12 protein-coding genes and 2 pseudogenes are annotated in these 9,785 nt (G+C 71.9%); 5 read left to right on the top strand and 9 right to left on the bottom strand.

Annotated elements, in window-relative coordinates:
• Positions 1-7: 7 nt before the first annotated feature.
• Positions 8-974 (top strand): annotated as a pseudogene (locus tag ACIBQ8_RS05265) (helix-turn-helix transcriptional regulator).
• A gap of 44 nt (positions 975-1,018) precedes the next feature.
• Here ACIBQ8_RS05265 and ACIBQ8_RS05260 read toward each other — a convergent pair.
• Positions 1,019-1,945: a carbon-nitrogen hydrolase family protein gene (locus tag ACIBQ8_RS05260; RefSeq protein WP_397191194.1), complete on the bottom strand. Its 927-nt coding sequence runs from the start codon at positions 1,943-1,945 to the stop codon at positions 1,019-1,021.
• Positions 1,946-2,071: 126 nt separating this feature from the next.
• Here ACIBQ8_RS05260 and ACIBQ8_RS05255 point away from each other — a divergent pair, with 126 nt between their 5' ends.
• Both ACIBQ8_RS05255 and ACIBQ8_RS05250 read left to right on the top strand, forming a co-directional pair.
• A complete protein-coding gene (locus ACIBQ8_RS05255) occupies positions 2,072-2,548 on the top strand; it encodes a MarR family winged helix-turn-helix transcriptional regulator (protein ID WP_397191193.1) in 477 nt (158 codons plus the stop codon).
• A 215-nt stretch (positions 2,549-2,763) separates the two neighbouring features.
• Positions 2,764-3,669 (top strand): NmrA family NAD(P)-binding protein, encoded by a 906-nt coding sequence (locus ACIBQ8_RS05250; protein ID WP_397191192.1) that lies wholly within the window; start codon positions 2,764-2,766, stop codon positions 3,667-3,669.
• A gap of 274 nt (positions 3,670-3,943) precedes the next feature.
• Here the strand turns inward: ACIBQ8_RS05250 and ACIBQ8_RS05245 are convergent, their stop codons facing one another.
• Both ACIBQ8_RS05245 and ACIBQ8_RS05240 read right to left on the bottom strand, forming a co-directional pair.
• Positions 3,944-4,384 carry a hypothetical protein gene (locus tag ACIBQ8_RS05245; protein ID WP_397191625.1) on the bottom strand — a complete coding sequence of 147 codons (441 nt, stop codon included), beginning with the start codon at positions 4,382-4,384 and terminating at the stop codon, positions 3,944-3,946.
• A gap of 30 nt (positions 4,385-4,414) precedes the next feature.
• Positions 4,415-4,951 (bottom strand): annotated as a pseudogene (locus ACIBQ8_RS05240) (FAD-dependent monooxygenase); the annotation flags it as partial.
• A 140-nt stretch (positions 4,952-5,091) separates the two neighbouring features.
• Here ACIBQ8_RS05240 and ACIBQ8_RS05235 point away from each other — a divergent pair.
• Entirely contained in the window at positions 5,092-5,499 is a 408-nt protein-coding gene (locus tag ACIBQ8_RS05235) for a hypothetical protein (protein ID WP_397191637.1), read from the top strand.
• A 118-nt stretch (positions 5,500-5,617) separates the two neighbouring features.
• Here ACIBQ8_RS05235 and ACIBQ8_RS05230 read toward each other — a convergent pair whose 3' ends face one another.
• From ACIBQ8_RS05230 to ACIBQ8_RS05205, 6 genes are all read right to left on the bottom strand, one after another.
• Complete coding sequence (locus ACIBQ8_RS05230; RefSeq protein ID WP_397191191.1) at positions 5,618-5,827, bottom strand: hypothetical protein; 210 nt, start codon at positions 5,825-5,827, stop codon at positions 5,618-5,620.
• A gap of 9 nt (positions 5,828-5,836) precedes the next feature.
• Positions 5,837-6,274, bottom strand: a complete 438-nt coding sequence (locus ACIBQ8_RS05225) for a hypothetical protein (RefSeq protein WP_397191190.1) — start codon at positions 6,272-6,274, stop codon at positions 5,837-5,839.
• Positions 6,275-6,309: 35 nt separating this feature from the next.
• Positions 6,310-6,723 carry a hypothetical protein gene (locus ACIBQ8_RS05220; RefSeq protein ID WP_397191189.1) on the bottom strand — a complete coding sequence of 138 codons (414 nt, stop codon included), beginning with the start codon at positions 6,721-6,723 and terminating at the stop codon, positions 6,310-6,312.
• Positions 6,724-6,895: 172 nt separating this feature from the next.
• The gene (locus ACIBQ8_RS05215) at positions 6,896-7,111 is read right to left on the bottom strand and encodes a hypothetical protein (protein ID WP_397191188.1); all 216 of its coding nucleotides are present in this window, start codon (positions 7,109-7,111) and stop codon (positions 6,896-6,898) included.
• The gene (locus ACIBQ8_RS05210) at positions 7,108-7,431 is read right to left on the bottom strand and encodes an STAS domain-containing protein (protein ID WP_397191187.1); all 324 of its coding nucleotides are present in this window, start codon (positions 7,429-7,431) and stop codon (positions 7,108-7,110) included. Before ACIBQ8_RS05210 ends, ACIBQ8_RS05215 begins: the two co-directional genes overlap by 4 nt.
• 118 nt (positions 7,432-7,549) lie before the next feature.
• Positions 7,550-8,137, bottom strand: coding sequence for a DUF5994 family protein (locus ACIBQ8_RS05205; protein ID WP_397191624.1), 588 nt, complete (start codon positions 8,135-8,137; stop codon positions 7,550-7,552).
• A 154-nt stretch (positions 8,138-8,291) separates the two neighbouring features.
• Here ACIBQ8_RS05205 and xerC point away from each other — a divergent pair, with 154 nt between their 5' ends.
• Positions 8,292-9,293, top strand: coding sequence for a tyrosine recombinase XerC (gene xerC / locus ACIBQ8_RS05200; protein WP_397191186.1), 1,002 nt, complete (start codon positions 8,292-8,294; stop codon positions 9,291-9,293).
• Positions 9,294-9,785: the final 492 nt, after the last annotated feature.

Here is a 9,785-nt window from a genome sequence, read left to right as displayed (position 1 = left end):
CAGGGATATGGCCAACACCAGCTCCCGCACGCTCACCCTGCTGTCGTTGCTGCAGACGCACCGCCACTGGCCGGGCGCGGATCTGGCCGAGCGGCTCGGCGTCTCGGAACGCACCCTCCGCCGGGACGTCGATCGCCTGCGCGAGCTGGGCTATCCCGTGCACGCCTCCCGAGGCACCGACGGCGGATACCAGCTGGCGCCCGGGGCCGTGCTGCCGCCGCTGCTGCGACGACGAGGAAGGGGTCGCGCTGGCGGTCGGCATGGGAGACGCGGCGCAGAGCGGCATCGCGGGGCTGGAGGAGGCGGCGGTGCGCGCGCTGACCAAGGTGGTGCAGGTCCTGCCGCCCCGCCTGCGGGCTCGGGTGAACGCGCTGCGCGCGATGACCGTCTCGGCGGCCTCGGCCGGGCCGGTGATCCCGGCGGAGGTGCTGACGATGATCGCCCAGTCGTGCCGGGACCAGGAACGGCTGCGCTTCCACTACGTCACACGCGCCGGCGGGCGCACCGAACGCGAGGTGGAGCCCCATCGCCTCGTGGCGCTCGGGGGCCGCTGGTATCTGGTGGCCTACGACCTGACCAGGCACGACTGGCGCAGCTTCCGCCTCGACCGGCTGACCCGGCCATCCAACACCGGCGCCTCCTTCCTGCCACGGCCGCTGCCCGGCGGGGACGCCGCCGCGTTCGTCCGCACCGCGGCCCGGGTCCCCACGGCCAAGACCGTCGTCGCGCTGGTTCACGCATCGGCGGAACAGGTGCGCCGCACGGCCGGCCAGTGGGGTGAGATCGAGCCGGTCGCCCCCGATCGATGCCGGCTCACGATGGTCTCCACCAGCCTGGACTGGCCCACGCAGGCCCTGGGCAACATCGGCGCCGAGTTCGAGGTTCTGGAGCCGCCGGAGTTCGTCGATTACCTTCGGAACTGGGGCACACGCTTCCTCGACGCCGTCGAGAGATCGGCCCCTGAGGCGCGGTGACAGCTCGGCATGCGCGTCAGCCGGCCGGCCTGGCCTGACGACGGTCAGAATGTCGTGCGCGTCTCGCTGCGGGGGTCTCCCGGCACCCGGTGATCGTCATGGAGGCCGGCGCGTGCCCGGCGTCGCCAGGGCCGGGCCAGGCGGACCGACACGTCGATGTCCGCGTCCGGCGCGTCCAGGTCGAGATCTGCCACGGCCAGGGCGGGGCGGCCGTCCGCCGGGCAGCGCGCGAGCCAGCGACCGCCCGGCGCGACGATCCCCGACGGGACGGTCGCGCTGAACTGCGCCGGGACGGAGTACCCGAGCCAGTAGCCGTACAGCCTCCCGTACGCCTGCGCGACCACCGCGCGCGCCGCGTCGTCGACCATCACCGACAGCAGCACGCAGTGCACGTCCAGGCGCTCGTACTCGGCGAACACCTCGGGGAACTCGGCCTCGATGCACAGCGCGCACCCGAACCGGAGGCCGTCGATCTCGAAGACGACAGGGGACGAACCGGGCGCGTACATGAACGACACCTCGGTGTTCGACAAGAGCCGCTTGTCGTACCGCGTGACCAGCCGGCCCTGGTCGGAGACCACGTACAGGCTGTTGTGCGGCCGGTTCGGCCGGGTCAGCGGGTGGATCGAGCCGAAGGCCACCCAGAGCCCGAGTCGTCCTGCCAGGCGGGCGATCGACTCGGCCTCCTCGCGCAGCACGTCCCAGCGGACCCGGCTCCAGTCCGCCGCGCTCAGCGTCCCGGACGGCCCCGAGCACATCACGTCCCTGCTCGGATACGTGATCGCCCCCTCCGGGAACTGCACCAGCCGCGCCCCGGCCGCGCTCGCCTCCCGCATCAGGCCGCGCACCTCCGCGCCGCTCTCCCGCAGCGCACCGGGCTCGGTGGGATCCCCGGGCACCGTGCTCTGCGCAACCGCCAGCCGCAATGTCCTGGCCGGCCCGGGGCCGCCCTGGGCAATGTCGTCCGTCATGGGAACTCCTGTCGTTGAGCATGTCGTGCACGGTCGCACTCGATCGGGGTGAATGCACTTGCATGAACCGCCACGCTCTCCTATAGTTGGTTTGAGCCAACCAACCAATCGTGGAAGGGGGTCGGGGTGGCGGGATCGGCGGAGAACGGGGACGTCCGGCTGCGGGAGGCGACTGATCGGGTGGCGGCGGCGCTGGCCACGGTGGGCAACTGGATGTTCGCCCCGACGACGCGGCGACGGATCATGGCCGCCTCCGGGCTGGAGTTGTCGCTGGGCGACTACACGCTGCTCGCGCAGATCTCCCTGCACGCCCCCGTGCGGTTGTCGGTGCTGGCCGAACTGATGGAGGTGGACAAGTCCACGCTCTCGCCCCCGGCCAAACGGCTGGAGTCACGCGGGTTCATCGAGCGTCAGCCCGACCCGGACGACGCGCGGGCGCGGCTGGTGAGCGTCACGCGGGAGGGGAAGCTCGCCATCCGCGAACTCTGGAAAGCCCGGACGACCGCCGTCGCCGCGCTCATGGAGGGCTGGGCACCGTCCGACGTCGAGCATCTGGCCGACGGTCTCGCCGCCTTCGCCGAGGCGATCAAAAAGGGCGCATGACCACGCGTCACGGATAGCACGAAACACACGCCGTCGCTGCGGAAGTACGCGTGGCCCCTACCCCGGGGGCCGCGACGTCGAACCCGGCCGCCATCGGAAAGCGCCTTCCCTGCGGCCCTTCTCCTTCCCCGCGCAGCACGGACCCCATCACGCCCCAAGAGCCGTAACCGGCCTGGGCGAACACCGATTTCACTCTCGAAAAGGAGCCGATGAACATGTCCACTTCCAAGGTCTTCGTGGCCGGTGCCACCGGCCTGCTCGGCCGCCAGATCGTCAGTTCCCTTCTCGACCAGGGCGCCACCGTCCGCGCCCTGGTCCGCCCCGGCGCCGACGCGACCAAGCAGGCGGCGCTCGCAGCGCTGCGGTCGCGCGGCGTGGAGGTGACAGAAGGCGACGTCACCGACCCGGCCGAGACGCTGGCCGAGGCCGTCGGCGACGCCGTCACCGTCATCTCGGTCGTGCAGGGCGGCCCCGACGTGATCGTGGACGGCCAGGCCAACCTGGCGCGCGCCGCCGCGAAGGCCGGTGCCCGCCGGTTCATCCCCTCCGACTTCGCCATCGACCTGACCAGGCTCGACGACGGCGACAACGTCATGACCGACTGGCGTCGCCGTGCCGCCGCCGAGTACGCCGACGCCGGCCTTGAGGTGATCTCCGTGCTCAACGGCGCGTTCTACGAGGTGATGGTCGGTTTCATGGGCCTGGTCGACTGGCAGCGGGGCACCTTGTCGCACTGGGGCGACCCCGATCAGCCGCTCGACCTGACCTCGGTGGCCGACACCGCCGCCTACACCGCCGCCGTCGCCCTGGACCGGCAGGCCACCGGCACGCTGCGTTTCGCCGGTGACGTGCTGTCCATGCGGCAGTTCCACGAGGCCGTTCAGCGCGGCTCGGGCCGCACGCTGGAGCTGCGGCGCCTCGGCACCGCCGACGAGCTGCGCGCCGAGATCGAACGCCAGGCCGCCCGGACCCGTAACCCGTTCGACTACGTCGCCCTCCAGTACCAGTGGTGCATGGTGACGGGAAAGGGGAAGTTCGCCGCCCTCGACAACGACCGGTACCCGCAGATCACACCCACTCCGGTGGCGGACTTCGTCCACGCGACCGCACCCACGGCCTGATCCGCGCCTTCCTGTGCCCGGAGGCCCCGAGAACCCAGTCCTCCGCGGAGATCACGTGGCCGTCCGGGTCGCAGGTGTGCCGGCCCAGGTCGTCGCCGCCGGCGAGGATCGACACCACGTCCGGGCGCGCGTCGAGCACGTCGGCCTGCCAGCGCAGCGGGTAGCCGGCCCCGAAGACCCAGCCGCCGGCAGTCGGTGACGGAGTCGCCGGTGAACATCACGGTGCTCTCCGCCCGGAGGGTGATCGTCATGCGCCGGGCACGTGTTGCGCCGTTCAGGCGGCTCCCGATCCGCTCGCCGGACGGCCGAACCACCGGCTCGCGGCCCGTTCGAACCCCTCACGATCAGGGTCGCCCGCCCAGGCGACCACGCCGTCCGGCCGGACGAGCACCGCGGCCGCTCCGAGGTCGTCTCCCGCCGCCCCATCCGCGTACCGGATCCGGCTCTCCCACCTCGTCGCCGGATCGCGCAGGCGCCGGTCGACACTGAGGTCGAGGGCGACGCCTCGTCCGTCCCGCATGAGGTCGCCGAGGCGGGCGCCGTCCCCAAGACGGAGGTCCGGGGCGTTGCGGCCGGTCAGCGGGTGGTCGCCGCCGAGGTCGTAGCGGATCGACGAGCCCGACGTCCGCTCGTGGACGTACGTCGCCCCGTCACGGGTCCCGATCAGGTCGCGAACGACGCCTTGGATCGCCTGGCCGTGCGCGTCCGGCCGCATGACCGCCGTCTGGGCGCGCGTCCAGTCGAGCGCCCGGGCGCCGACCGGACGGCGCTCGGCGGTGTAGGTGTCGAGCAGCCCGTCCGGCGCGTGCCCGTGCACGGTCGCCGCGAGCTTCCAGCCCAGGTTCATGGCGTCGCCGATGCCGAGGTTGAGTCCCTGCGCCCCGAGGGGAGAGTGGATGTGCGCGGCGTCGCCCGCGAGCAGGACGCGCCCCTGCCGGTAGGTCGTCGCCTGCTTCGCCCGATCGGTGAAGCTTGAGGCGAGATGTACGTCGGTCAGCGTCACGTCGGTGCCGGAGACCCGGCGCAGGACCGCCTGGAGATGGTCGCGGGTCGGCTGCCGTGAGCGGTCGAACGCGCCGCCGTCGAACTCCAGCATGCCGACGTACCCCTCCGCGGGCGTCCGGAGGTACATGCCTGCCGGCGTCAGGTTGAACCCGGGACGCAGCTTCTCGGGGTCGGCGACGGCGGCGAGCACGACGTAGCCGGTGAACTGCGGCTCTGTGCCGGTGAACGCGAAGCCAGCGAGCCCGCGCACCGTGCTGCGTCCGCCGTCGCAGCCGACGACCCAGCGCGCAGCGTCGGCCCTGTTCGACGCGTGGGAGGCCGGCTTCCGGTTGCGGCTCGGCGACCTGGACCGGGCGCGCGCTGCTGGACGACGCCGAACGGGACCTCGACGGCGACACCGCGTTCGCCGGTGACCACGTGCGCACGCTGGTCGGCAGCGCGCGGGCCTGGCTCTGCCTGGAGACCGGCGACCTGCCCGGCGCCGCGAAGGCGCTGGAGCAGGCGTACGCGGCGCCGGTGCGGACCGGGGACCTGCCGATCCTGTCGCTGGTGGCGGTGAACGCCGCCGCGTACGCCGGGGCACAGGGACGGCATCACGACTCGGCCGTCCTGCTCGGCGCCGCGTCCCGGCTGCGCGGCGCTCACGACCGCACCGATCGGCAGGCCGGCGAGCTCGGCCGCCGGGCGCGGGCCGCGCTGGGCGAGGCGGCCTTCGCCGCGGCGTACGGACAGGGCCGGCACCTGGACGGGAAGTCGGCCGTGACCGCAGCCGACCCGGCCCGGCTGCACGGAGAAGTCAGGACGGCCCGCCCGGCCCCGGAGTGATCCGGCGGGCCCGCCGCCCGGAAGGAGCCTCGCCGACCCGGGTGGTTCAGGAGATTGTGCAGCAGTGCGGCCACGGCCAGGGAGCGCTGTGCGTGGGTGCAAGGGCGGGCGGATGGCGTCAGGCCGGCTCCCGGTCGCGGGGCTGGCGAGCTCTGTAGTCCTGGGCACGGGCGGCGAGTTCCCGGAAGAACACCGGTGGTGGTGTGACCTGGCCCTCGCGCCCGATCGGGGATGGTGCCAGCGGAATGAGCAGGTCGGCGTGGGGTGGGTGCAACCACAGGGCGGTCTGGTAGAGCTCGGGGATCCGCAGGAGCAGGTTCCACAACACCTCGGCCGACTACGTCATCGGCCGGGCGCGGACCAAACGGGCGTAGGAATCGCTGCAGGGGCTCTTGCTGACCAGCAGCAGCGAGAGGAGCGAGGCCAGCCGGCCGGCCAGCAACGCCGCGCGCTCATATCCCCGCTGCACGCTCACTCCCAGGACGCCGACCCGTTCGGTGCCGCTCAGCAACGGCACCCATAGCCGCTGCGGCCCCTCGCCGACCGGCGAGGCAGGGACGCTCTCGGGAGCGGCGGGATCCAGCACATGCCGGGCCTCGACGATCTCCACGTCGCGGAAGGCGCGCCCGGCCATGGTGGCGTCGATCCGGATCGCCTCCATCGCGGACAGCTGAGTGGCGTCCAGCAGGCCGCCCAGCATCCGCTCACCATCACCCGTCACCTTGACGCCTTCCCCGTGGAGCCCCCTCCCCTCACAATGGATCGTCTCCTCCATGTGGAACGAGCTCCTTTCATGCGTGCTGACCAGGGCTAACGTCCCCCGAGCTTGCTGGTGCGCAGTGTGTGCTTGCCGGCCACCATGCGTGGGTGGCCGAGGACGTCGGCGGGCTGCCAGTGCACGTTGGTGGCCCAGCGCAGGCGTTCCAACAGGCGGATGAGCCCGGCGGAGGGGTCGATCTGGCGGGGGCCGCGGCCGTGCCGGGCGCAGCCGGGCTGGCTGTGGTGGCCGTTGTGCCAGCTTTCCCCGAAGGACGCGATGCTGACCAGTCCGGCCCAGATGAACGCGGTCAGAGCACCGTAGAGGCTGCCGCTGATCGCCCAGCCCGCCGCGAACGGCAGGAGCAAGGAGGCGGCGCACCAGGCGGGGAAGGCGCGGGAGATCCGCAGCATGGCCGGATCGTTGCGCAGCAGGTCGGGGGCATACCGTGCGGCCGAGGTGGGCACGCTGGAGAAAAGCCAGCCCAAATGGGCGTGGGCTGGACCGCGCAGTTGCCCATGAGGTTGCCCTGAACGCTCATCGATCCGGCCGCGGCCCGTACGATGCGCAGCCACGGGCGGGCAGTGAAGGAGCGGTGGGTCAGCAGCCGGTGGAAGCCGACCGTCACCCCCAGCCCGGTCAGGCGGCCAGCAGCAGGTCGGTGAGGGTGATCCCGCTTCCCCACGCCAGCGAGATGCCGGCGCCCAGCGCGATGAACGACGCGATGACGATCGCCGCGGTCAGCGTCACCGGGACGATACCGGCCCGCGTGGGTGCAGCCGGGCGGGGGAACGGCGCATTGCCGTCATAGCCCTCCCCGGCGGTGGTGCGGGTGACGCTCGGTATGCAGGTCACGCCATGACCGGGAAGCGGTGGTCCAGGCCGGTGATGCGCAGCAGCCGGGCCATGCGCGGCGGAACGCCGGTCAGGGCCAGCGTGATGCCCCGCGCCCGGGCACGGCCTTGCACGCAGACCAGCACGCCGATCCCGCCGGCCCCGCAGAAGGTGACCCGGGACAGATCCAGGACAAGCAGGTCGGTGCTGTGGTCGAGGGCGGTGATCAGCCGCTTGCGCAGCCGGGCTGTGGTGAAGATGTCGATGTCCCCCGACAGGTGCACGAGGGTCGGCGCTGAGGCGCTGGCCCCAGCGAGCGGGGCGGTGTCGATGACGGTCATGGAGTGTCTCCTCACGGGAGAAGCTGAAAGGTGATGAGATGCCTGCCGGCCGGAGATCGGCCCGCCGCCAGTACGGGCGGTGCCAGGACCGCTCGATCCGGCCGGCAGGCGGCACGGGTCATGGCGACGGCGCCGGCCGTCCCATGGATGGCTGCGCCGCCTGCCCGATGACCGACCCGCCCTCGTCCTCCCAGCGGGCCGAGCCGTCGGCCGAGGCCCGCGGAGCGGGGTCGCCCGGCAGGTGCGCGAGGGTGAGGAGGGCGTCGATGCTCAAACCGGCGATGTCCTGGGCGGTGAGCTTGAGCGTGGCCTTGGCGGCGCCGGCGACGGTGCCCGCAGGGATGATCAGCAGGACGACCGGCTCGCCGGCGGCGAAGCTGAGAGTGATCACGCGCGGGTCGGTGTGGCGGAACCAGCCGATGCGGACCTGGCGCCCGCGTGCCGGGATGCGGCGCGGGATGTTCTGCCACGCATCGCCATGGACGCCGATGCGGAGCGTGATGCGATCCAGCAGCCGGTCGACGGCGGCGATGAGGCCGGGCAGTTCGGCGGCCGCGTCGCGGGAGGAGGGCCACCAGGCCCCGTCCACCACCGCCCGCCGATTCGGCACCGGCCGGAGACTGAGGCGTAGCGCGGAATCGACCCGCGGGACCGCGGAGGGGGCGGCGCTGAGAGGCGCGGAGTAGGAAAGAAGCGTCGGCGTCATGATCTGCCTGACCTGTCCGGGCCCTGCGAAGAGGGCCGGTGGTGGTTCGCCGGGGGCGACGCAGACCTGAATGCCAACGCTCGAAAAGACCTCGGTACCTTCAGCGTACGTCATGACTTCCGGAATTGCGCGATTCCGGAAGTAAACTCCGGGAGTGACTTCCGGAAACGCGCCCGTAGAGATTTCCCAGCCTCCCGGAACAGCTTCCGGAAACACCAGCCGGTCGCCTGCGGTCGCGCTTCCCGGCCCGTACGCGGCGATCCTCGACCAGTACGCCACCGCGCTCGATGGCTCACCACTGGCCGACTCCAGCAAGGCCAAGTATCGCTCCCGGCTGCGCGGCTACCTCGCCTGGCTCGCCGACCAGGCCGAGGCCGGCGCGCTCGACGGCGACCCGCTCACCGACCCCATCGCCGCCACCGGCGCGGTGCGCGGCTTCCGCCGGCACCTGAAGAACGGCCGCCGTGCCCCCAACACCATCGACACCTACCTGTCGGCCCTCGACGACTTCTACGCCCGCCGCGGCCTCGGCAAGCCGCAGGCCCGCCGCGAACGCGACTCCCGCCGCACCGCACCCCGCGCCCTGGACCAACGACGGGCCCGCCGCTACGTCCGCCACGTCCAGCTCACCGCCGCCCCACGCGATAAAGCCCTCGCGCTGCTGCCCTACTTCGCGGGCTTGCGCATCGCCGAAGTCGTCGGCCTCGACCTGGCCGACATCCGCCTGTCAGCCCGCAAGGGCGAACTGCGCATCCGCGGCAAGGGCCGCGACGGCGGCAAGATCCGCCACCTGCCCGTCCACCCCGACCTCCGCCAGGCCCTGACCGACTGGCTCCAGGCCCGCGCCGAATGGAAAGGCGCCGACAGCACCGCGGTGTTCCTCAACCAGCGCGGCGGCCGCCTGACCGACCGCGCCGCCCGCGACATCATCACCGGCCTCGGCGAGGCCTGCGGCATCAACGACGACCCCGCCGAGCCCTTCGGGCCGCACGTCCTGCGCCACACCTTCGCCACCCAGCTCATCCGCGACGGCAAAGACCCCGTCCTGGTCGCCGAACTCCTCGGCCACGGCTCTCTGGACACCACCCGCCGCTACGCCCTGCCGACCGAAGCCGACAAGGCCGCCGCCCTGGACGCGCTCATCACCGACCACTGACCAGAACAACAAACCGGTTCGGAGCGGGTGCCGCGATTGTTTACTCCCGTATCCCAGCCCGGCTGGAGGGCACCACGTCCGCGGACAGCGCTGAGGCGGGCCAGTACCTGTAGCAGCGGCCCTCCCGGTCAAACCGCGTACGCCGAAATCGAACGGGCAACGTCACAGGTCATAGGCGTCACTGCACCTTTCTCGCCCTTGGCGGCTGCGGCCGCCGACCCGGCTTTTCCGGGTTTTACGGAGATAGCGCGACTCCTCCTCTTTCATCTTTGTACGACCCGATAGGCGGCTTTTAGCGCAGACAAGACGGAAACGCTATAAGCGTGGGGTGACTAATGATTCGCCCGAGAAGACAGCGGTTAGTGCGCGGACGGGTGACTGTCGCGCCCACATGATCGATGAGAGTTTCACCGTGACATGGCGTTGAACTGTTCTGTTCGGTGATGAAAGTCGGGGTTCGGGGACACCGGGCAGGTGCGCGCCGCCGTGTCT

Origin of the sequence: Nonomuraea sp. NPDC049646 (assembly GCF_044465525.1) — a bacterium.
GTDB lineage: Bacteria > Actinomycetota > Actinomycetes > Streptosporangiales > Streptosporangiaceae > Nonomuraea.
This window is presented reverse-complemented; position numbering and strand designations above follow the sequence as displayed.

Excerpts from the sequence above, each read along its gene's own strand:
- ACIBQ8_RS05260 (WP_397191194.1), bottom strand. The coding sequence starts at position 1,945 with ATGACGGACGACATTGCCCAGGGCGGCCCCGGGCCGGCCAGGACATTG.
- ACIBQ8_RS05250 (WP_397191192.1), top strand. The coding sequence starts at position 2,764 with ATGTCCACTTCCAAGGTCTTCGTGGCCGGTGCCACCGGCCTGCTCGGC.
- ACIBQ8_RS05245 (WP_397191625.1), bottom strand. The coding sequence starts at position 4,384 with ATGCGGCCGGACGCGCACGGCCAGGCGATCCAAGGCGTCGTTCGCGAC.
- ACIBQ8_RS05225 (WP_397191190.1), bottom strand. The coding sequence starts at position 6,274 with ATGGAGGAGACGATCCATTGTGAGGGGAGGGGGCTCCACGGGGAAGGC.
- ACIBQ8_RS05210 (WP_397191187.1), bottom strand. The coding sequence starts at position 7,431 with ATGACCGTCATCGACACCGCCCCGCTCGCTGGGGCCAGCGCCTCAGCG.
- ACIBQ8_RS05205 (WP_397191624.1), bottom strand. The coding sequence starts at position 8,137 with ATGACGCCGACGCTTCTTTCCTACTCCGCGCCTCTCAGCGCCGCCCCC.